Below are 23,257 nucleotides of genomic sequence, written 5' to 3' on the forward strand. Positions count from 1 at the left end.
CACAAAAAGGAGAGCCTTAGTATGGCATGGACGAGAGAACAACGTTATCAAGATTATTCGAATTATTCAGAAACTTTGATTGATGGCTTAGAAAAGCAAGCAGATACATCACGGTACAAGCCCAAATTTCATATTAGTCCTAAATCTGGTTTATTAAATGATCCCAATGGGTTTTCATTTTTTGATGGTCAATGGCATGTGTTTTATCAAGCATTTCCTTTTGGACCGGTTCATGGATTAAAATCGTGGGTGCATTGTACTTCTGATGATTTAGTTCATTGGCATAATTTAGGAGTAGCATTACCAGCAGGTGATCGCTATGATTTACATGGTGCTTACTCAGGTTCAGCACAAGTTATTGGTGATCGTCTATTCTTAATGTACACTGGAAATGTTCGCACGCAAGATTGGCAACGAAAAAGTTATCAAAATGGTGCCTGGATGGATAAAGATAATCAGGTTACAAAGGTAACGAAACCCTTAATTGAGCAACCCGCTTACGTCACTGATCACTTTAGAGATCCGCAATTATTAAAAGTTAATCACGAATATTATGCATTAATTGGTGCACAGGATAAGCAAACGTTGCAAGGTGAAATGTCACTTTTTCAATCAAGTGATTTGAAAACTTGGCATGATAGGGGGTATGTTAAGCACAATTTAAATAATTTGGGTTATATGGTTGAATGTCCTAATTTAATTGATGTTGATAATAAAAAAGTTTTAATTTTTTGTCCACAAGGATTGCCACAAAATGAATTAGCAACAGCTAATATTTATCCAAATGTTTATGCAATTAGTGATCATTTTGATTTTGAACAAAATATTTTCCAAGCAGATAGTAATAAGATGGTGCAATTAGATGATGGCTTTGACGTTTATGCTAGTCAGGCCTTTAATGCACCAGATGGGAGTGCTTATTTGATTAGTTGGATTGGACTACCAGAAATTACGTATCCAACGGACCAAGAAAATTGGGCGCACTGTCTAAGTCTTGTAAAACAATTAAAAATTATTGATGGTAAACTTTATCAAAAGCCCGTTGCTGCAATGGCAAAATTACGAGATAATGAACAAATTTTGCCGAAAAAGGAGCGTGTACTAGTTGAAAATGCAGGACAACAATACGAACTAAAGTTAACGCTAGGTGCTAATCAAATAGGTAATTTACTTTTAGCAAGCGATGGTACAACAGAACATGCACTGCAATTGAAGTTTGACACGACAGAAGGTTATTTGTTGGTTGATCGAGCAAATGTTGGGGAAAAATTTGCCACAGAATTTGGTGAGCAACGCCAGATTGGCTTAACGCCAAATAAATCCTTGACTTTGGATATTTTTGTTGATCATTCAGTTTGTGAAATATTTGTTAATGGTGGTCAAAAAGTGATGACTTTACGTTATTTTGCAGAAAATACGCATACAACGATAGCCTTTTCAAATGAAGAAATAAGAGATTATTCGGGTCAATATTTTACACTTCAGGATATGTAAGCGTTATTTTTTTGGTACAATGGATAAATAGAATTTATTTGTTCAAAAAGGATGTGTCATTGTGAAACCAAAATTATCAGATGTTGCTAAAGAAGCAGGCGTATCGCCGACAACTGTATCACGGGTGATTAATAATCATGGTTATTTAAGTGCACAAACAAAACAAAATGTTTTTGATGCAATGGAAAAATTGCATTATCAGCCAAATTCATTGGCGCGTTCATTAAAAGGGAAAAAGACACGGATTATTGGACTCATTTTTCCTGGCATTACAAATCCGTTTTTTTCTGAGTTAATTGAGAAACTTGAAAAGAGTTTGTTTTTGCAAGGATATAAAGTTATTCTTTGCAATTCAGCAGATGATATTGAAAAAGAACGTGATTATTTGAAAATGCTATTAGCTAATCAAGTCGATGGTATTATTACGGGTGCACACAATTTAGGGATTATGGAATATCAAAATACCAATCTGCCGATTATTTCATTTGACAGACGCTATGCTGATAAAATGCCGACGATTAGTAGTGATAATTTGCAGGGGGGTATTTTAGCAACACAAACGTTATATGATGCTGGTGCCCGTCATATTTACTTTATGGGGAATCCTGATCAAAAAGGAAATCCAACTGACAAACGATTACAAGGATATTATCAACAAATGGATTTTTTAGGATTGGATCGTCATGTATTTCCAATTTATTTTGATGATACACCAATGATTAAACAAACATCTATTAAACGTTTATTAGAACAAGGGCAGGCTGATGGCATCGTTTGTTCTGATGACTTAACTGCTATTTTGGTATTACAAGTTGCAGCAATGCTTAAAATAAAAGTACCTGATAAGTTAAAAGTTATTGGTTATGATGGTACTGATTTTATGCGTACCTATTTTCCTGATTTAACAACGATTGTTCAACCGTTAGACGATATTGTTATGATGTTGGTTAAGATGTTAATACGGCGAATCGATAATGGTAATCAACCAATTGATGAAGGGGATTTTGTTCTACCGGTTTCATTGTATCGTGGGACTACAATTTAAACGACATTAACTAGAAAAACAGAAAAACACCACCTAATTGTTTAAGAATTCCAACAATTAGGTGGTGTTTTATACTATCTATGGCAAATTTTTATAGAAATCATAAAGGCTAGTCGAACGAAATTAGCATCATATGCTAATTTTATTTTGTAAGCAAATGTAATCAGATAAAAAACCTGACTAGCCCGGGAAATCATTACTAATCAAAACACTGTGTAACCTGACTAGTCCTGTTTTATAATCGTTGATGCGTCAACGTTGAAAACGATTTCATTGTTAGATAGAATAAAGATGTTGAAAGGGGGAACAAATGGAAAAATATCAAAAAATCTATCAAGATTTATTAAAGGATCTGCATAATCAAGTTTATTTGCCGGGTGACTTTCTACCCAGTGATGGCAAGTTGGTCATGCGTTATAAAGTATCGCGTGAAACTGTTAGAAAGGCAGTTAAATCTTTGGCAAATGACGGTTATGTGCAAAGATTGCCTGGTAAAGGGTCTGTTGTTCTAGATCGAAAGCACTTTGTGTTCCCTGTTTCAACGCTTGAAAGTTATCGTGAAATGGTGTCACAAGCTAACTTAAATGCTAGCAATGATGTCATTAGTATTGAGCCAGATGTTGAGATTCCTGAAAATTTAACTTTATCTGAGTCTTCAATATTGGCAACTTTAGTGGAAAGACGTCGACGAGTAGATGGTGAAGCCACTGTCTTAGATTATGATTACGTTAATCAAGAGACAGTCGCAACAGTGCCTTATGATGCAGCACAAAACTCATTGTTTGACTACTTTGAAAATCAATTGGGCTTACAAATAGATTATGCAATTAAGCGGATGACTGTTGAAAAAAGCAATCTGCGTGACCGTCAACTTTTACAAGTTGATGAAAAAATGGCTATGGTTGTTATTCGTAGTGAAACTCGATTAGCGGATAATCGTATTTTGTCATATACGGAGTCACGACATCGTGCTGATCGCTTTACAAGTGTTGAATTTGCAAGACGGCGTAAGGTATAACGAGGAGGATATTATTCATGTTTGGATTTGGCAAGAAAAAAGTTGTTGAAAATGATGTTAATTTATATGCACCAGTAACAGGAGAATTAATTAATTTAGAAAATGTTTCTGATCCTGTCTTTGCCGGTAAGATGATGGGTGATGGGTTTGCAGTCGAACCAAATAGTGGGAATGTTGTGTCACCAGTTGCTGGTGAAGTGACACTACAACAAGGACACGCAGTTGGTATTAAGCGTGTTGATGGACTTGAAATTTTAGTTCATATCGGTATTGATACGGTGTCATTAAATGGTGCACCATTTGCTCCACAAGTAAAAGTTGGGGACATTGTTTCAGGTGGTGATACCTTGTCAGTAGTTGATTGGCAGAGTATTGAAACTGCCCAGTTACCTAAGACGACAATGGTATTAATTACTAACTCAGCAGATAAGCTAGATAACTTGACGACAAATGTTGGTTCAGTTACGGCGGGTGAACAAGTTGGTCAAGCAATTGCCATCAATTAATTGAGGAGGAAATACTCATGGCAAAACAAGATTATGATGCATTAGCAAAGGACATTATCACAAACGTTGGTGGTAAAGAAAACGTTGATAAAGTTATTCACTGTATCACACGTTTACGTTTTTATTTAAAAGATGAAAAGAAAGCTGATTCAGCAGCAATTTCAGATTTAGATGGGGTCGCAGGTGCAGTTTACAATTCACAGTTGGGCCAATACCAAGTTGTTATTGGACAGGCTGTTGAAGATGTGTACGACAAAGTTATCGATCAATTGGGTGATGATGTTGTCGATGCAGAAGCAACTGAAGCAGCGGTTGAAGCAACTGGCGGTGCCACAGGTGGTTCTAATAAACCTAAAGGATTTTTTGGCACAATTAAGTATGGATTCCAGTTGCTAATTGGTACCATTACTGGTTCAATGATGCCGGTTATTGGTTTATTGGCAGCTTCTGGTATCTTAAAAGGATTTTTGACGTTATTTACATTTAATTTGGGTTGGATTGATGAATCATCAACCACATACCAAATTATTAATACAATGGGTGATTCAACCTTCTACTTCTTGCCTATTTTAGTTGGTTATACTGCTGCTAAGCAGTTGAAGTCGGATCCAATTATTGTCGCAGCGATTGCAGGTGTGTTAGTGCACCCAACGATGGTTGATTTAGGTGCTAAGACTTCAAAGAATTTCACTGAGTTTTTAGGTGTAACGATGAATGCAACTTTCTTGGGGCTACCAATTCACATTCCATCTTACACATATTCAATTTTCCCAATTATCTTTGCGGCTTGGTTAGCTCGTCCAGTTGGAAACTGGTTTAAGAAAGTTTTGCCACTAAGCCTTCGTTCAATTTTCCAGCCATTATTTACGTTATTCATTGTTTCAATGGTTGTCTTGGTCGTTGTTGGACCGGTTATCACTTTGATTTCATCAGGATTGGCAGCATTTATTAATTGGATTGTAACGTTAAACCAAGCAATTGCTGGTTTGTTGATTGGTGGTCTTTACCAAGTATTAGTTATTTTCGGTCTACATTGGATGATTGTACCACTTATTTCTAACGATATTGCCCAAACTGGTCATTCAGTTTTGAATGGTTTGATTAACTTTACAATGATTGCACAAGGTGCTGGTGCTTTGGCAGTCTGGGCTAAGTCAAAGATTACAAATATTAAGAGTTTGGCATTAGCTGGTGCACTATCTGGATTTGCTGGTGTTACTGAACCAGCCATGTACGGTATTAATTTGAAGTACGGTCGTGTTTTCTGGATGGCAAACATTGGTGGTGCTGTCGGTGGTTTGATTGCTGGATTGTTTAAGGTTGATATGTTTGGTTTCACTGGTTCATGGATTGGTTTCCCATCATTCTTCTCAAAGACAAATCCAAATAACATTTGGTATTTCGTAATCGCTGGAGTTGTCACAACAGTTGTGTCATTCATCGCTGTTTACTTCTGGGGATTCAAGGATTCTGATGTAAAGGCTGCTAAGGAAGCTGAACAAAAGAATGTGTTCAAGGACGAAGTTCAATAATTAATTCAAATAAAGGAGTTATAGATGAGTCAAAATAATTGGCAATTAGTTTATGATAATTTAACAGATGGTGTTAGGTCATATGGCGAAGAATCATTATTAACTTTAGGAAATGGTTATCTTGGTTGGCGTGGTGCTCCGGTAATGACATCTTATAGTGACGATCATTATCCAGGACTATATGTTGCTGGAATATTTAATCAAACAACAACGCCGGTAGCAGGGCGTGATGTGGTCAATGAAGATCTTGTTAATTTGCCTAATCCGCAATTGATTAATTTATTTGTCGATGATGAATTGGTCTCATTTGAACCAACGGCACGTGAATCGATCTTACACTTTGACACTGGTCTGTTGTCAGAAAAATTCACGTTACCAACTGCTAAAGGTGATTTGATTTTAGAAACTCAAAAAGTTGTTAATCCATATAAGATGCATCAATTAGCACTTAATATTTCAATTTCAGGAGATTTTAATGCCGATGTGACAGTGCAAGCTGTTATTGATGGTACTGTTGAAAATAAAAACGTTAAGCGTTATCGTGATTTTGAATCGCGTGAGTTCGATGTTACCGATATGACGGATAGTGTCTTAACTGCACAGACAAAACAATCAAAGATTATTTTAGCAGTTGGCGCAAAAACAACTAGTGGTGATGCAGAATTTGTATCAACACAGGCAGATAATCAAATTGTGACACAAGCGCAATTTAAATTAACACCAGATAGTGTCATAAATATCGATCGCATCATTGGTGTTGCAACTAGTTATGAAGAAGATAATCCGGTTGAGGTTGTTACGCAACAATTGACGGATACGTTTGCTGATATTAAAGCAGATGTGCAAAAGTATTGGCAAGGTGTATGGCAAGATAATGACATCGTGTTAGATAGCGATGATGCAGATTTGCAACGTATGATTCGTATGAACATTTTTCATATGCATCAATCGGCACAACATAATGCTAATCAATATTTGGATGCTTCTGTTGGTTCGCGAGGATTAACAGGTGAGGGCTATCGAGGTCATATTTTCTGGGATGAAATTTTCGTTGTACCTTATTTAGCTGCTAATGATCCAGCGGCAGCTAAGGATATCTTGAAGTATCGACTAACACGTTTGCATGGCGCACAGTTAAATGCACAATCAGAGGGCGAAGTTGGTGCAATGTACCCTTGGCAATCTGGTATGACTGGTGACGAACAAGCACAAATTATTCACTTAAATACTGTAAATAATAAATGGGATGCTGATAATTCCCGCTTGCAACGTCATGTATCGTTAGCCATAGTTTATAATCTTTGGATTTACGTGCAAATGACTGGGGATGAAAGCATCTTACGTGAAGGTGGTTTAGATGTTGTTGTTGAAACTTCAAAATTCTGGTTGAATAAAGCACAGTTAGAAGAAGATAATCGCTATCATATCGCTGGTGTGATGGGACCTGATGAATTCCATGAGGCTTATCCTAATTCAGAGACTGGTGGTATTAAAGACAACGCTTATACTAACTTGATGTTGACTTGGGCTTTGAACTGGTTACAAGAATTAGGTGCTAATCAACAGCTACCTGATATTGATCCATCCTTACTCGCAGAAGCGGAAGACGTTGCTAATAAGCTAGCCTTGGAAATTAATGAGGATGGTGTGATTGCACAATATGCAGGTTACTTTGATTTAAAGCCAGTTGATTTTGATGCCTATCGTGCTAAGTATACTGATATTCACCGAATTGATCGTTTGATGAAAGCGGAAGGATTATCACCAGATGATTATCAAGTCGCTAAGCAAACAGATTTGTTAATGACAATTTATAATTTAGGTCATCAACATATGTTGCAGTTAATTGAACAATTAGGCTATTCGGTACCAGAAAATTGGTTGCAAGTGAATAAAGATTACTATCTTGCTAGAACGGTACATGGTTCAACAACGTCACGACCTGTTTTCGCAGGGATTGATATAACGCTTGATAATAAGGAAGAAGCATTAGAATTCTTAACGACAGCAATCGGATCAGATTACTATGATATTCAGGGTGGAACAACAGCGGAAGGTATTCACATTGGTGTAATGGGTGAAACATTAGCAGTCGTTCAAAATGAATTTGGTGGTGTTAACCTACGTGATGGTGTTGTTGTCATTAATCCAAACTTACCAGTTGGTTGGCGACATCTATCATTTAAGCAACGCTTTCATGGAAACTTAATCGCAATAGATATTGTCCCAGGACAGGTAACAGTTGTAGCTGATCATGATATGGCTGTAACGGTTTACAAACAAAATGTCTACCTAAGTGCAAATGAACCTAAGTTAATTGAGGAGGTCTAGCGATAAATGACTAATTTTACAACAATTAAAGGTTTTGCGTTCGATATGGATGGCGTGTTAGCTGATACTGCAAAGTTTCATACTGTTGCTTGGCATCAAATTGCTGATGAGATAGGTACAACATGGACACCTGAACTGGCTGAAAGTTTAAAAGGCATTGATCGAATGGGTAGTTTGGCCTTAATTATGGCAGCTGGTGGTGTTGCAGAACAGTATGACCAAGCAGAACGTGAAAAATTAGCAGTTAAGAAAAACACACACTATCGAGAATTAATTTCAACATTGACGCCAGATGATATTTTGCCTGGAATGAAGTCTTTTTTGGATGAATTAAAAGCGGCTGGTTATCAGATGAGTGTTGCATCTGCATCAAAGAATGCGCCATTTATTATTGAACGATTAGGATTAGCGCATTATTTCCAGGCCGTAGTTGATCCAGCTTCGGTTACAGCAGGTAAACCTGATCCGGCAATATTTTCCGCAGCAGCAGATGTTTTACAACTACAACCAGCAGAGGTGATTGGTATTGAAGATTCATCAGCTGGTATTCAAAGTATTAATGCTGCTGGTGAAACAAGTGTTGGCATTGGTGATAAGAATGTTTTGCAAGAAGCTGACATTAATTTTGCGACGACGGCAGACGTCACGTTAACTGCAATTAAATCTGGTTGGCATTAAGTAATTAAATCTTATAAATTAAAAAATGGTAAATTGCTGATATATTGGTGATTTGCCATTTTTTAATCTGAATATTTTTGTTTTTTTTAGAATCATTGTGATGATAAATAATTATAATTATAGGAATTACCCTTGCATAATATCTAAATACGTCTATCATGAAATGCGAGCATTATTTTATCTGTAGGAGGAAATAAACGGAAAAATGAACAGCGAAACCGATAAATCTAGTGATAGACGGCGCTTTATTGATTCAAATAGGAGAGAGAAGGTAGTAAAGGTTATAAGTGAATTAGCAACGATTATGTGTGTGCTAATGTATGTCTCCTATATTGCCGAGATCAAAAGTAACCTAGCAGGTAATCCAGTTCCACTAAGTCAGCCGCTAACAATGATGTTAGATGCTATATTATGGACTGGATACGGTTGGTTAAAACAATATCGTGACTGGCCTTTGGTTATATCGAATGTGCCTGGTATATTATTTGGTATTGTCACTATTTTAACAATATACGTTCATTAAATTTAAATATAGATGATTAAAATACCTAATTACTATTACTCTTAGTCGTTAGGTATTTTATATTTGGTAATTTTTAATAATTGTCATTATTAAAGTAAACGTTTACAATAGTATTAATTAATCGCATTTAACAAAAATTTGGGGGCATATAATGGCATTAACTGATTACTTTTCAGGATTGCAGCATGTTGGTATTCCAGCTTCATCATTAACTGAAGCGGAAACATTTTGGACAAAATTGGGGTTTAAAAAAATTGGTGATTTTCCAGTCGGGAACGTTATCTTTATGCAACGTCAAAATTTAGTAATTGAAGCATGGATTGGGGATGACATTGTGGGAAAGCCTGGGGCTATCAATCATATTTCCTTAGATGTCACTGATGCTGAAGCAGCATTAGTTGAAGCAAAAAAAGAAGGCTTTAATTTAATTGATCACGATATACAACATTTACCATTTTGGGACAAAGGCATTAAATTTTTTAATGTACAAGGACCAGATGGCGTTATTGTTGAATTTTGTGAAATTGTTAAATAATAGAATAGTTGACATAAGCCATTTGCGTTAGATATTGTTCCAATTCAGATGGCTTATTTCATTAGGTATAATTAGAAAAGGTTATTTATGAAAAGAATCGCAGTATATTGTGGTGCAACAATGGGTAATGATAATGCTTACCAACAAGCAACAAAACAATTAGCTGACTACTTAGTTGAGCATAATTTAGAACTCGTTTATGGTGGCGGAGGTGTTGGGTTAATGGGCATGTTAGCAAATGAAGTTTTAACAAATGGGGGCAAAGTTCACGGTATAATAACAGAGCAATTAGTACAATGAGAGGTCGCTTTTAATAAATTAACAGACTTAAAAGTAGTTGAAAGTATGTCAGTACGTAAGGATATGATGTTAAAGTTATCAGATGCTTGTATTGCTTTGCCGGGTGGTCCAGGCACACTAGAAGAAATTATTGAAGCCTTTTCATGGGCAAGATTAGGAAATAACCCAAATCCATGTGTGTTTTTCAACGTTAATGGGTATTATTCTCCCTTAGAAGATATGTTTGATAATATGGTGATAACAGGATTTTTAACGGTTGCAGATCGTCAGAAATTATTATTTTCTGATTCGTTAGATGAAATATTTAATTTTATGGCACATTATGAACCACCTCAGATTAGAACCTATAATTAAAATAGGTAGTCACTGCTAGATTTATTAATAACACAGTGTATATATTGAACATTTGTCTTGTGTGTATAACACGAGGCTTTTTTATTTTCTTAAAAAAATTAAAATGACTATACTGCTTCGCAGGGGAAAATCACAAACTAACTAGATTCATTTTATAAACCATTTAGCCAAATAAATACGTATTTGAGTCATTATAAGTGAAGAAATCATGCATAAAATTAGCAAAGTAATCATAAAAGTATGTTTTTATTTTATTTATTTTTATATACCAATTTAGACTATTTTGTGAATTTTTTTAGATTTACTATTGAATTTTATTTAATAACAACGTATCATGTATTTCGTAGGGAAAATGTAAGCGGTTACATTTTTTGTAACTTAAATTTTAAAAGGGGATTATATTTATGAGTGAGTACGTTGCTAGTACACGTGAAGGAAAAGTAGATTTTGTTAATACCAATGATTTAGAAGAGGCAGCTAAAGAAACCATTCCGAGTGGGGGATATGGTTACATTCAAAGTGGTGCTGGGGATTTAATTACCTATAAGCGTAATGTTACAGCTTTTGATAAAAAAGTTATTGTACCTGGTGTTTTGCGCGATGTCGAAAATCCAAATACAGAAGTAGATTTTCAAGATATGCACCTAACAGCCCCTATTATCATGGCACCGGTTGCAGCACATGGATTGGCCCATGTTGAAGGAGAAAAGTATTCAGCAAAAGGGGTTTCAAATTTTGGATCTATCTTTACGGCATCTTCATTTGCATCAACAACGCTAGAAGATATTCGTGAAGCTGGTGGTCAAGATGCCAATCAATGGTTCCAATTTTATATGAGTAAAGATAATGGTATTAACGACCAAATTATTGCAACTGCAGAACGTAATGGTTCGAAGGCAATTGTCTTAACAGCTGATGCAACTTTGGGTGGTAATCGTGAAGCTGATAAACGTAATCACTTTACATTTCCGTTGCCAATGCCAATCGTAGCAGCATATCAATCTGGTGTGGGTCAGAGTATGGATGCTGTCTATAAATCAGCTAAGCAAAAGTTGGCACCGCGTGATGTTGAATATATTGCTAGTCATACAGATATTCCAGTTTACGTAAAAGGTGTACAAAGTGCGGAAGATGTTTATCGTTCATTAGATGCTGGTGCTCGTGGTATTTGGGTAACTAATCATGGTGGTCGTCAATTAGATGGTGGCCCTTCAGCATTTGAGTCATTAGAAACTGTTGTCGATGCCGTTAGTGGTCGAGCACCCGTTGTCTTTGACAGTGGTGTTCGTCGTGGACAACATGTTTTTAAGGCGCTAGCAACTGGAGCCGATTTAGTTGCTATTGGTCGTCCAGCTATCTATGGGTTATCGCTTGGTGGGGCAACAGGTGTTGAACAAGTATTTAATTTCTTTAAGGATGAGTTGGCATTAGTGATGCAACTTGCTGGTACGCAAACCATTGATGACGTTCGCAACTTTACATTGCGTGATGCCTGGTAAGTAGTCATATAGTCAAAAGTAGTCATATAGTCAAAAGGAGTATGTACTAATGGATGCACATGTTTCAACATCAAAACCGGCTCAGTTACCCGATTTTGATGTAACAACACCGATTGATTCAGTCAATGAAGACGTAGTTGAAAAATCACCACTATTTAGAAAAATAGACGTTGCTTTAATGAACAAAGTCTCGCTGTTTCAAAATAGTTATGCACGCTATGCAGCGCGTGCCATGCTGGCAACTTTGTTCTTAACGTTAGGAACGGCCGCTGCATTCGGAACAGCATTACAAGCAGAAAAATTGTTACCAGGTTCTGGTAAATTTACTTTTGCTTTCATGTTTAGTTGGTCATTGGTTATGATTATTTTCATGGGAGCGGAACTAGGAACGTCCAATATGCTGTTTGTGACGGTTGGGGTTTATCGTAAAAAGATTCATTTCTCAACTGCTGCTAAGGTTTTAGGAACAACGTTGTTATTTAATTTAATTGGGGGGATCTTCTTTGCTTATCTCATTTCATTAACGGGTCCGTTCCAAGATTTACCATCAAGTAATTACCTATTTGATGGTATCGCTGGTAAATTAAGTAAATCATCAATTCAAATTTTTGTCGAAGCCATTTTTGCTAATATTATTGTTAATACGGCCTTCTTCATTAACCTACGAATGAAAGATGATGCAGGTAAGGTGATGGCCATTATTTTCGTCATCTTTATCTTCGCTTTCTTGGGTTATGAACACGTTATTGCTAATTTCCCAGCATTCTCACTAGCATTCTTTGCCTCAAATGGCACAATTGCTGGTATGACTCTTGGGAGTGTACTGCACAACTTGTTTTTTGCCTTAATTGGTAACTATGTTGGTGGTGCATTAATTATTGGTATGACTTATGCTTGGATGAACAAGACTAAGACTGATTATGTTGATTAAAAAATAGTTATTACAAAAAATCGTGAAAGCGATTAATAATATTAAAAGCAGGAACAGATAATATGATATCTGTTCCTGCTTTTTTAAATTTCCCATTAAATTATGTGCAGCTATCCGGTCAACTTTGTTTGTTATATTTGTATAAAAATAACTAAAAAGTCTTGATGCCTAGTCTAACAATAGTTATCAGTACTGAATATTACAGGAAGTTAATTTGGAGAGAAGCTAGTCTTTATTGTTACTAATATAATTTAAAATTTGAAACATAGTTTCTTGGTTTTCTTTTGGTACAGGTGTGTTTAGAATATCCGTTGCCGTTTGATTAAAGATAGTACCTTTCACATAAGCGGCATCATTTGTGACAATTTCACGGACGTCATTATCTTGTGGTTCAAAATGAAATTGTAAGCCAACTACACGATGATTTAGAATAAATCCTTGATTTTTAACAGCATCACTAGAAAATAATAGTTCTGCTTCCTTTGGTATTTCAAAGATTTCTTCATGCCAATGTAATGCTACCAGTTTGTTAGGTAGATTAGGAATAGTTGTCGTTTGTGGATAAACTGGTGCCCAGCCGACTTCCTTTGCAGGTGATTTTGTGACTGCATATCCCATAGCCTTAGCAATTTGTTGGGCACCAAAACAAGCACCAAACATAGGAATATTTCTATTTAATAATTCTTGAATTAGGTTTCGCTCTTCTGCAATCCAAATTAAATGATCATTAGGACTCATTGGACCGCCTAAAATTATCAGCATATCTGTTTGATCAGCTGTTGGTAAAATACCGTTAAATTGATAGGGATGATATACATAAATTTTGTGACCATATTTTTCAGCCCAGTTGCGAATACTACCAGGGCCTTCATTAGGTGTATGTTGTAAAATATTAATACGCATAAATATTTTCTCACTTTCTCTTATGGATTATAGTAACAAAGTTTAACGGATTATTAAAACTGAAAGCAATTATCTAGATTTGGTATGTCAGATTGAAAAATTTAATCAGTTTTTCTGAATTGTGAATTTTATATGAATTTTGTCACTTAAATTTAAAATAAGTGTATAATAAAATCAATATATACATAGTATTGAAATATAAGAAATGGGCGAATTAAAGAACTATGAAGTTTATAGCATTGGATAATCAATTAGATCAATGGGAAACATTCGTTGAGACTAATGAATTAGGTAATTTTGGTCAAAGTAGTTACCAATTTGAGTTGTTATTAAGTAGAGGGCGTAAAGCAAAAGTATTTGGTGTCATTAGTAATACAGATGACATACTTGTGGGTGGTGTTGTGAACTGGGATCCGACAAGATTAGGTTATAAGTATTCACTAGATTATGGCCCTTTGGTAAAAGATTGGTCTGATACTGATGCTTTAAAATGCTTTTTTGATGGTTTAGTAGAATATGCTAAACGTAACAAAGGATTATATTTAAGTGTTTCACCAAATGCCATTTATCAAGAATTTGATAATGATGGTAATCCAATTTGTACACCTAAAAAACAAATCCTTGATGCCATGTGTGGATTGGGGTTCACACATGAACCATTTAAGTATGGCATGCAAGATACTGGGGTAACTGTTTGGCAATATGTGAAAAAGATTGACGGACAAACATATCCCGAAATATCAAAAAGCTATCACAAGATGGCTAAGCAGTATTTAAAGAAAAACAAACTTTTTCAAGTTAATGTGCGTGAATTATCCCGAGATGACCTACCTATGTTCAAAAAAATCATTGATGATACAGCACAACGCAGGCACTTTTTGAGTAAAGATTTAGAATATTTTGAAACAGCTTATGACAAATTCCAGGACCGCATTAAGTTTGTGGTAGCTGAGGTATGTTTTTCAAAATATATTCAAATCGCACAAGATAAGCTAGATAAAACAAATCAAGAAATTGAAAAATTACAACTTAAAAAAGAAACAGCATCTAATAAAACCCGTATCGATAAGCAACTTAGCGAGTTATTTAAACAAAGAGATAACCATGAGAAGCGTATTCAACATGGTAAACAAATGCGAATTCATGCAGGCAAAGATGTAATTCCAGTTGCTGGCGCAATGTTCATTATCATGCCACAAGAGACGGATTATCTATTCTCTGGGTCATATGAAGAATACAGTGAATTCTATGCACCCTATCAGATTCAGGATTACATGTTACGCATCTCGCAAAACTTAGGCGTTAAAACCTACAACTTCTTAGGAATTGATGGTAAATTTGATGGTGTACTTAAGTTTAAGACACAATTTGAGGGTATCGCACAACAGTTAATTGGAACTTTTAATATACCAATTAATCCTTTTAAATTTAACATATATAAAAATTTAAAAAAATTGGTTACTAAATAATCCTACATTTATATAGGTCTCATTAAAGGATAAAAGGGGCAAATATATATTAATATAGGGATTTTGAATGACTGTTTTAAACGATAAAGATAATTAATTTTAGGATAATTAAAAATGTTTAGTAAGTATATTAAATTTAGTCTGATGATAGCTACAGTACTGTTTATTTTATCTTTTCCCAAAAACGGGGTATCTGCTAATGTATTAGATCCCAAAACACCACAAAATATTAAACTACTACCACCGGTAAAACAGCATCGTCTCCTAACTACAAGAAAAGATGATACAAACTTGCTTTCAAATGAAATCTATTTTGGTAATAAACGTATTTTAATAATTGGCGATTCATTGTCTGTGGGATGGGATGGTAAACAAGTTTTAAAAAATAATTATCCAACGATATTAAAACGATTGTTAAAGCCAAAATCATTGAACAATGCGTTTTCTTCAGCTGGGTCACAAATATCTGGTAATAATAATGGTACGCCGATATTTGATTTATCAAATAATGTTTCGCGTATATTAACTACTAATATTATAAAACGTACTGATATTGTAGTGATTGAAATTGGAATAAATGATTTAGATTATAGTCGTAATAATTTAGGTTATGTGCAACAAAGATTACAAGCAAATATTCAACGGTTACGCCAGGCAAATCCAACAATCAAAATTTTTGGGATTTTACCTGTGAATTCATATATGCCTGTTAAACAAGGTGATTACGCTATTAATCAACTGAAAAGAGCATTAACAGATGTATACTTGAGTTTTGGTATACCAGTGCTTAACGTTACTGATTTTGGTGTTGCTAATTCACCGGCTGATTTAGGCGATAAGTTAGTCCATCCAACCCAAAAAACATATAGGCAGATGGCTACAGTTATTAGTAGTTGGATGAACAGTAATTACATAATGCTGGCGGATGAACATAATAGTAAACAATTATTTAACTCGAATGGTTGGCAAAAGAATGAATCTAATCAGTGGCAATATGCAATTAACAATGTTCTACAATCTGACTATCATGAAATTAATGGACATGGCTATTATTTTGATCCTAAAACAAAAGCATTGGTGACAAACCGAAATATTAAATATCTGGGTAGTCAGTGGTATATTAATAAAGTAGGTGAGGTATTTAAGCACTGACAACAAAGGGGTAAAATATGGCACATCAGAATATACACCGTGCATTTGGTGTTTATGGAATTATCACTATTGATGGTAAGTTAGTCGTAATTAAGAAAAATGGTGGCCCATATATTAATCGGTTTGATTTACCTGGTGGTAGTTTAGAAGATGGTGAATTACTAAAAGATGCTATCAATCGTGAAATACATGAGGAAACAGGTTTAGAGGTCTCGAAGATAACACAATTAGGGATTACGAGTTTTAAATATCCTTGGGATTATCTAGACTATACAATAAACCAACATATTACTGTTTTTTATGAAGTTCAAGAGTTTGCAGGTCAAATCATGGCTTCTGTTACACAGTTTGCAGGGCAAGACTCACTAGGTGCTCTGTTAGTTAATTTGGATCAATTAAATATTAATAACGCTTCGCCACTCGTTTTGAAAGCAAAAGACTATATTCAATCTGGGTTATTTAATACTAGCGATACTAGCATTGAAACTTGGCAGGTTTTGTCAGAGAATGAGCGAGTGTTCGGAAATTAAAGCATTTATCAATGCGTAAATTATAAAAGTCGTCAAACTGGAATTTATCTGAGTTTGACGACTTTTATTTTGACATTTAAAGTTGGAACCTTTAAATTGAAAATACCTTGCGTTTAACTTCATTATACGCTAATAAGATGGTTCGCAATATTGATATAGAACGTTGCAATGTCGGGTATTGAAAAGTATTAAGTGGAGGAAATTAGCAATTTTATTTAAAAATGATGAAATTTACGATGGCTTATCGGCAAAAGGTAAGTTAGCTTATTTAATTGATATTGAAAATGGGAAGGAGAATGACCAGGAAGCATTTCATTATGTTGATACAGAACTACCAGAATCAAGTGATGATTTTGTTTTAAGTAAAACGTTAATCAAATTAACTGGTAATGATAATGAGATACAAAAGGTTCTGAATTATATAGATAAGCAAGATGGCGCTAATGCAATACCAAAAGTAATTCAAGAATTAGGTGATTGTTTAAATATTAATTTAACTGATAGTGATGGTAGGTGGTTATTAGCCTGCATCATGGCATACTCGGACGATTATTATGATAAAGTTTTAAAAATAATTGCGAGTTGATCATTAACGTTATTAATCTAGATGCATTCTATTAAACCATTCATCACGTAAAATACCATATTTAACTGAATCCCAATATTTATTTTGCCAAAAACGAACTTGACGAACTTCAGCTTCCTTTTTTAATTGTAAGCTCTCAGCTAAAGCAATCATACGAAAATTTCCTGACCAAGTGGTTAAGCCGATGTGTGGTAAATTAGTCGTTTCAAAAAGTTCAGATAACCATTTTTCTAAAGCAATTTTACCGATACCTTGATGCCACTTAGTTTGTTTGTAAACAGTGATACCGACATCTAGCCATTGGTTTAGTGGTGCATCTTCGTAGTAAGCGGAAACTAAGCCGACCAGCTCATCATTAATCCAAATAGCTTTGCGCATAGGATTTTCTAAATAAGGATTAGACTTATCTAAATCAATAAATTCTTTTTTTTCGGGAAGTTTGTCGTGAAAATAAGGGCCATTCCATTTTGTCCACTCGGCGTTAGTATCACTAAAAGCCAATTGCCAGAATGGTAATAAATCTTTTTCGCTTAATTGTTTTAATGCAATTTGCATGATTACTCCTAATATTTTGTATATTGTAGACTACTTACTTCAGTGTTAATTATATACTGAAGATTATTTTAATTTCAATAGATTTACTCATAATAAAACGTTATAATATCAATATTATCAGTTAATAAATTAAAAATAAATGACATTATACTATTTATTATTTAATGGAAGGTAATAAGTAAGACATTGAAAGGATACAAACTATGCAAAAAATTTATCCTAAAAAATTACAACCGGGTGATGAAATTCGTATTATTTCGCCAAGCTCTAGTTTAGAGAGAGTTGGTGGGATGCAAGATAATTTAGTTGCACGAGAGCGTTTAGAGAATTTAGGTTTCAAAGTTACGTTTGGTGTGCATATTTATGAAAATGATCAACTATTTTCGGCCTCAATAGCATCAAGATTGGCTGACTTACATGACGCTTTTGCGGATAAGCAAGTTAAAGCAGTTATGACAACGATTGGCGGTTTCAATGCTAATGAATTATTACCCTATATTGATTGGACATTAATTAAAAATAATCCAAAATTTTTCTTTGGTTATTCTGACACAACCAGCTTGCATACTGCTATTTTTGCTAAAACAGGGTTAGTGACATATTATTCGCCAGCGTACTCTTCTTTTAAAATGGATGAACTGCAAGATTTCCAAACTAATCAATGGTTGAAAGCAGTATCAGGTCCAGCAGGTGGCAATTATGATTTAGCGACTAATGATGTATTTACAAGTGATCCATGGTATGACACATCAATACCAAGAAATTTTTTACCTAATAAATGGGAAGTGTATAATGATGGACGTGCTAGCGGGACCATCATTGGCGGTAACATTCAAACTTATCATTTATTATTTGGGACACCTTATTTTAAAAAAGTTATGCAACCTATTGCGTTTTTAGAAGAAGCTGAAGAAGGAGATGCATATGAATTTGACCGATTACTTGCACAATTTTTACAAGTTAATCCAGATATAAGAGGATTAGTAATTGGTAGATTTCCCAAAGAATGTGAGATGACACCTGATTTGCTGTTATATATATTAGACAAATATCCACTTCTCAAACAGATACCTGTCATTTATGATGTTGATTTTGGCCATACGCAACCTATTTTCACGTTTCCGTTAGGTGGCGAAGTTACAATTGATACTAATACGTTACAGATAACAGTTTATGAAGAATAGTTTTTATTTTCGGGAGGTTGCATGATGTTCCAATTTAAAATTGATGAAGAAGTAAGTTTAGCACTACCAAGGCCAAAAATTGATGCAGAAGCAATCTATGCTTTAATTGATGATAGTCGTGATGAAATTGCGCCATGGTTGACGTGGGCAAACTTTATGAAAAAACCAGAAGATGAAGAAAAATTTTTAGTTAAAACAATGGAACATTTTTGAAAAGGGTATTCTTTAAATCTGATTGTTCTTTATAAGAATCAACCCGCGGGTATGATTAGCTTTAACAGATTTCACAAATTAGATAATAGTACTGAAATTGGGTATTGGTTGGCTACTAAATTTGTTGGTAAAGGGATTATGCAACGAGCAGTTAGAGGGATGTGTGAATTAGGATTCATTGATTACAAAGTTAATAAAATCGAAATTCATACAGCGGTTGAAAATACACGGAGTAACAAGGTTGCAGAACGATCAGGTTTTCACCTAGATGGTTTAATTCGAGCTAGTAAATTACTAGAAGATGGTTATCATGATGGTTATATTTGGACTTTACTAAAAAGTGATTGGGGGATAATAAGAGGAATAGTTAGATAGATTTAGGATTGATGTCAGGCATATAATAAGCATCAATCTTTTTTAATGGCTTTTTATTCATAATACTTTTTACTCCAATAAAATATATAAATTAGTTGCTGAAACAACAGACTTCGTCATATTTTTGTTATAATTTAATTAGGATATCTCTCATCATATGTGACATTAATTCATATATGATGTTTTCCAAATATAATATTACTAAGTTGGCTTAAACATATAGATATGTGGAATTATGTTTAAATGCAGATTAATAAAAAGAGGTATTTATCATGAAAATGCATAACAAAATGGGCATTGCTATTGCATGTTTTATGGCAGTGGGTACGCTAGCAGGCTTTGGTGGCAGTATAGACACTGTCGCTGCTAAAGCTTCAGCACCTTCAAATGGCGCTGCAGTTAAAGTTAAGAGCGGTGAATATATTATTCCTGATAATAAAAAGACTTTATCTAGTGATAAGGCTTATTTGGCTTTAGATTTACACATTAAAAATAATGGTCCTAAAGTTAGTTTAATGACCAGTGATATTAAATTAAAAGATAAAAGTGGTAGTCGTATTAAATCCGTTCAAATTTACGGTAGTGGGGATGATTTCTCGACTATGGGATACGAAAAATTAGCAAAGCATGATACAACGAGTGGTTACGTTGTTTTCCCTGTTGCTAAAGATAAAAAATATACTTTAGAAATTGCACCGATGGCATCTGGTACTAAAAAGTATCCAACTACTAAGGTGAAGATTAACACTAAAAAGTATCAAGATCATACGCAAGATTCTCAAAAGGCTATGACAAGTTATGTTGATAGCGTGTTCTTAAACAAGCAAGATGGTAGTTCGTATGACAAGCTGCTTACTAATAAATTAGAAGATGAACAAGTTTCATATCGTAATGTTGCACGAGATTTTCTTGAAACAAGAGCATTCAACAATACAATTGCTGATGAAACAGCCGAAAATATGGTTAAGCAGATTCAAGATGTAAACAATAAAAAGGGATCTGTTAAGTATGCAATCAAATCAGCAACACCAACAACTGCTGAAATCACAGTTACACCAACATTGGTAAAGTTGTCTGAATTGTCGTCAGTTATTTCTGAGACACAACGTCGAATAGACGAAACGCAAAATGCGAATGGCAAAATGTCATATAGTGAAGTAAATCGTGCTGTTAAGGAATCACTTGTTCAAAAGTTCCCAGAAGTGCTAGAGAAGATGCCTATGCGTGAAGCTGATGGACAAGATATTAAATTAATTAAAGATGGTAAGAAGTGGACAATTGACACATCTGAGTCAGACTACTCATTTGAATCTTTGCAGAAGGAATTTAGTGGTAGTTTTAATTAAAAGGCAGGTTATTGAAATAACGTGTTAAGCCCTGTGAGTCGGTAATAAATCAACTTACGGGGCTTCATTATGTGTTTTAAAGGAGTTTATATTATGAATAATAATAAAAATTTAATCGTGTATTATTCACGAACAGGTAATACGGAAGCTGTAGCAAAATTAATTCATGACAAATTAGGTGGGGATGTTATAAGAATAGAAACAAGTGAAACGCGGCCGGCCAATTATCGACAGGAAGTTCAACAAAATCAAATGGAACAGGAAAACGGTATTCTACCTGGTTTAAATACTCAGATTAGTAGTCTAAAAAATTACAAGAATGTTTTTATTGGAACGCCAACTTGGAATATGGCATTACCGCAGGCAGTTGTTTCTTTCTTAACCAGTAATGACTTTACTGGGTTAAATATTTTCTCTTTTAATACTAATGGTGGATATGGTCAAGGGACAACCTTTGATCAGATTAAGACGTTAGCGCCAGATGCACATATTAATGATGGCTTCTCAGTTAAAGGTGGAGAAGAGAGTAAAGGTAGACTTTTAAATATTAAAGATGATCGTAAGTTAGAGGTGTCTCAGTTATTAGATGAGTGGTTAAATGAGTTTTGAATGGCAATGTTTATTTTGGCAGCCGTTTTATTGTATGCTTATGGTATAAAGTTTAATAAAGAAAGTACGTGCATAAATGAGTTCATTCATAATACCATCCAATAAAAACAAATATGATGCAACAAAAGCATTTAACGATTTGGATATAGTTCACTGGGTACAACATAACAATAAAAGTGTACAAGTTGGCGATATTATATATATATATGAGTCAAAACCTACACAAAAAATAATCTTAAAAACAAAAGTTATAGAACGAGATGTCTATAATTATCATATTGATGATTCACAATATAGCGTGATTGGTTTTGATTTTTCGAGTAAGGGACCTTGGTTTTCTTTAAAATTAGTGAAGAATGTTAACGTTAATATTTCACTAACAGATTTGCATAATCTTGGGCTTAAAGGAAATATACAATCTCTAAGAAGTTTGGACGATGCTACATCACAAGCAATAGATATAATATCTAACGACACTAATGGTTTAACTAGTGTTAAATTAACTGAGGGTAAAAAAATTCAATTTTATACTACCCGATATGAGCGAAATCCTAAAAATAGGCAAGTATGTTTGAATTATTATGGATATAATTGCATGGCATGTGGATTTAATTTTGAACGGATGTATGGTGAATTAGGCTATAAGTTTGTTGAAATTCACCATAAAAAACCACTTTTTTTGCAAAATAAAGAAGTTTCTATAGATCCAATAAATGATTTAGTTCCACTTTGTTCTAACTGTCATAGAATGATTCATAGAGATAAAACCAATATCATAACTTTAGACGAACTACGAAGTAAAATATCATTTACTTATACAAACTTTGATTAATTGTTTTGAAATGGGCTATTTTCGATAATTTAATTGTTTATTGGCTAAATTTAAAAAGATGAAAAATAATAGAAAGTGCTATAACTCAATAACGTAGGTTTAAAATTGATGCTATTTTAAATAAAATAATGGAGATAAATTTATGAAGCCTATTTTTGTTTTGATACGTGGAAATTCTGGTAGTGGTAAGAGCGTTTTAGCTGATGAATTACAAAAATCTTTTGGATTTGATGATTGTTTTGTGATACATCAAGATGTTATTCGTCGAGACATACTACATGCAAATGATCATGTAGGCACACCAACAATTGATTTAATAAAAACTTTATTTTTTGGGGGTGAATCTCGTTATAAAATAATTGTCCTAGAAGGTATTCTACGAAAAGATGTATATGGGGAAATGCTTATTGATTTAATTAATAATTTTGATGATAACGCTTTTGTTTATTATTTAGATGTATCATTCTCCATGACAATTAAATATAATCAAATGAAAAATCAACCTTTCCCGGTGGATAGTTTAAAAAAATGGTGGCGTGCCAATGATTACTTGAATTATAAAGAACAACGTTTGTCAAATGGGAGTACAAAATATCTTTTACAAAGTATTATTCAAGATATAACAGATAATACTTAATTAACATAGCAGATGTCTTAAACTACTTTTTTATTTATAGTGGTTTTTAAGATTAATAATTTAGTAAAACCGCAGTTGAATTTATCATAAATTTAGCTGCGGTTTTTGAGTGTTTAAACT

Annotated in this window: 24 protein-coding genes and 1 pseudogene; 23 read left to right on the forward strand and 2 right to left on the reverse strand. The window is 34.2% G+C overall.

All coding sequences use genetic code 11. The features are described from left to right. The first annotated feature begins 21 nt into the window (after positions 1-21). From G7Y65_RS07185 to G7Y65_RS07240, 12 genes and pseudogenes are all read left to right on the forward strand, one after another. Positions 22-1,494: a sucrose-6-phosphate hydrolase gene (locus G7Y65_RS07185; protein ID WP_137600775.1), complete on the forward strand. Its 1,473-nt coding sequence runs from the start codon at positions 22-24 to the stop codon at positions 1,492-1,494. A gap of 61 nt (positions 1,495-1,555) precedes the next feature. Further along, complete coding sequence (locus G7Y65_RS07190) at positions 1,556-2,539, forward strand: LacI family DNA-binding transcriptional regulator (RefSeq protein ID WP_042492602.1); 984 nt, start codon at positions 1,556-1,558, stop codon at positions 2,537-2,539. A gap of 310 nt (positions 2,540-2,849) precedes the next feature. After that, positions 2,850-3,557, forward strand: a complete 708-nt coding sequence (gene treR, locus G7Y65_RS07195) for a trehalose operon repressor (RefSeq protein ID WP_042492604.1) — start codon at positions 2,850-2,852, stop codon at positions 3,555-3,557. 17 nt (positions 3,558-3,574) lie between these two features. Then, entirely contained in the window at positions 3,575-4,063 is a 489-nt protein-coding gene (locus G7Y65_RS07200) for a PTS sugar transporter subunit IIA (RefSeq protein ID WP_042492606.1), read from the forward strand. Between the two features lie 17 nt (positions 4,064-4,080). Further along, a complete protein-coding gene (locus G7Y65_RS07205; protein ID WP_165314759.1) occupies positions 4,081-5,595 on the forward strand; it encodes a PTS transporter subunit EIIC in 1,515 nt (504 codons plus the stop codon). Positions 5,596-5,619: 24 nt separating this feature from the next. Then, positions 5,620-7,926 carry a glycoside hydrolase family 65 protein gene (locus G7Y65_RS07210; protein ID WP_137600776.1) on the forward strand — a complete coding sequence of 769 codons (2,307 nt, stop codon included), beginning with the start codon at positions 5,620-5,622 and terminating at the stop codon, positions 7,924-7,926. 6 nt (positions 7,927-7,932) lie between these two features. Further along, a complete protein-coding gene (gene pgmB, locus G7Y65_RS07215) occupies positions 7,933-8,604 on the forward strand; it encodes a beta-phosphoglucomutase (RefSeq protein ID WP_042492612.1) in 672 nt (223 codons plus the stop codon). Between the two features lie 205 nt (positions 8,605-8,809). Beyond that, the gene (locus G7Y65_RS07220) at positions 8,810-9,127 is read left to right on the forward strand and encodes a SemiSWEET family transporter (protein ID WP_042492614.1); all 318 of its coding nucleotides are present in this window, start codon (positions 8,810-8,812) and stop codon (positions 9,125-9,127) included. Between the two features lie 151 nt (positions 9,128-9,278). Next, positions 9,279-9,662, forward strand: a complete 384-nt coding sequence (locus G7Y65_RS07225; RefSeq protein WP_165314760.1) for a VOC family protein — start codon at positions 9,279-9,281, stop codon at positions 9,660-9,662. Positions 9,663-9,749: 87 nt separating this feature from the next. Continuing rightward, positions 9,750-10,316, forward strand: a pseudogene (locus tag G7Y65_RS07230) (LOG family protein). Between the two features lie 404 nt (positions 10,317-10,720). Continuing rightward, positions 10,721-11,815, forward strand: a complete 1,095-nt coding sequence (locus tag G7Y65_RS07235) for an alpha-hydroxy-acid oxidizing protein (RefSeq protein ID WP_042492620.1) — start codon at positions 10,721-10,723, stop codon at positions 11,813-11,815. Positions 11,816-11,864: 49 nt separating this feature from the next. Then, entirely contained in the window at positions 11,865-12,746 is an 882-nt protein-coding gene (locus G7Y65_RS07240; RefSeq protein ID WP_081839287.1) for a formate/nitrite transporter family protein, read from the forward strand. Positions 12,747-12,971: 225 nt separating this feature from the next. Here G7Y65_RS07240 and G7Y65_RS07245 read toward each other — a convergent pair whose 3' ends face one another. Further along, positions 12,972-13,649, reverse strand: a complete 678-nt coding sequence (locus tag G7Y65_RS07245; RefSeq protein WP_137600779.1) for a type 1 glutamine amidotransferase — start codon at positions 13,647-13,649, stop codon at positions 12,972-12,974. A 224-nt stretch (positions 13,650-13,873) separates the two neighbouring features. On the opposite strand from G7Y65_RS07245, the gene G7Y65_RS07250 reads away from it, so the two are divergent. From G7Y65_RS07250 to G7Y65_RS07265, 4 genes are all read left to right on the forward strand, one after another. Then, positions 13,874-15,118 (forward strand): peptidoglycan bridge formation glycyltransferase FemA/FemB family protein, encoded by a 1,245-nt coding sequence (locus tag G7Y65_RS07250; RefSeq protein WP_042492623.1) that lies wholly within the window; start codon positions 13,874-13,876, stop codon positions 15,116-15,118. Between the two features lie 114 nt (positions 15,119-15,232). Beyond that, positions 15,233-16,270: an SGNH/GDSL hydrolase family protein gene (locus tag G7Y65_RS07255; protein WP_042492624.1), complete on the forward strand. Its 1,038-nt coding sequence runs from the start codon at positions 15,233-15,235 to the stop codon at positions 16,268-16,270. Between the two features lie 17 nt (positions 16,271-16,287). After that, positions 16,288-16,800, forward strand: coding sequence for an NUDIX hydrolase (locus G7Y65_RS07260; RefSeq protein WP_042492625.1), 513 nt, complete (start codon positions 16,288-16,290; stop codon positions 16,798-16,800). A 178-nt stretch (positions 16,801-16,978) separates the two neighbouring features. Continuing rightward, entirely contained in the window at positions 16,979-17,386 is a 408-nt protein-coding gene (locus G7Y65_RS07265) for a hypothetical protein (RefSeq protein ID WP_042492626.1), read from the forward strand. 12 nt (positions 17,387-17,398) lie between these two features. On the opposite strand, the gene G7Y65_RS07270 is transcribed toward G7Y65_RS07265, so the two are convergent. After that, positions 17,399-17,941: a GNAT family N-acetyltransferase gene (locus G7Y65_RS07270; protein ID WP_137600781.1), complete on the reverse strand. Its 543-nt coding sequence runs from the start codon at positions 17,939-17,941 to the stop codon at positions 17,399-17,401. Between the two features lie 203 nt (positions 17,942-18,144). Between G7Y65_RS07270 and G7Y65_RS07275 the strand changes: the two genes are divergently transcribed. The 7 genes from G7Y65_RS07275 (at position 18,145) to G7Y65_RS07300 (ending at position 23,137) form a co-directional block, all read left to right on the forward strand. Further along, positions 18,145-19,125, forward strand: coding sequence for a S66 family peptidase (locus tag G7Y65_RS07275; RefSeq protein WP_042492629.1), 981 nt, complete (start codon positions 18,145-18,147; stop codon positions 19,123-19,125). Between the two features lie 24 nt (positions 19,126-19,149). Beyond that, positions 19,150-19,338, forward strand: coding sequence for a hypothetical protein (locus G7Y65_RS09345; RefSeq protein WP_228179868.1), 189 nt, complete (start codon positions 19,150-19,152; stop codon positions 19,336-19,338). 21 nt (positions 19,339-19,359) lie between these two features. Next, positions 19,360-19,713 (forward strand): GNAT family N-acetyltransferase, encoded by a 354-nt coding sequence (locus G7Y65_RS09350; RefSeq protein WP_275669049.1) that lies wholly within the window; start codon positions 19,360-19,362, stop codon positions 19,711-19,713. A 272-nt stretch (positions 19,714-19,985) separates the two neighbouring features. Continuing rightward, the gene (locus G7Y65_RS07285) at positions 19,986-21,059 is read left to right on the forward strand and encodes a DUF5105 domain-containing protein (protein WP_042492630.1); all 1,074 of its coding nucleotides are present in this window, start codon (positions 19,986-19,988) and stop codon (positions 21,057-21,059) included. A gap of 93 nt (positions 21,060-21,152) precedes the next feature. Continuing rightward, positions 21,153-21,668, forward strand: coding sequence for a flavodoxin (locus G7Y65_RS07290; RefSeq protein ID WP_141926813.1), 516 nt, complete (start codon positions 21,153-21,155; stop codon positions 21,666-21,668). A 76-nt stretch (positions 21,669-21,744) separates the two neighbouring features. After that, positions 21,745-22,500: an HNH endonuclease gene (locus tag G7Y65_RS07295; RefSeq protein WP_137600785.1), complete on the forward strand. Its 756-nt coding sequence runs from the start codon at positions 21,745-21,747 to the stop codon at positions 22,498-22,500. Positions 22,501-22,642: 142 nt separating this feature from the next. Continuing rightward, positions 22,643-23,137 carry a P-loop NTPase family protein gene (locus tag G7Y65_RS07300; RefSeq protein WP_165314761.1) on the forward strand — a complete coding sequence of 165 codons (495 nt, stop codon included), beginning with the start codon at positions 22,643-22,645 and terminating at the stop codon, positions 23,135-23,137. Positions 23,138-23,257: the final 120 nt, after the last annotated feature.

This window comes from Weissella sagaensis (assembly GCF_010306265.1).
GTDB classification, from domain to species: Bacteria; Bacillota; Bacilli; order Lactobacillales; family Lactobacillaceae; genus Weissella; species Weissella sagaensis.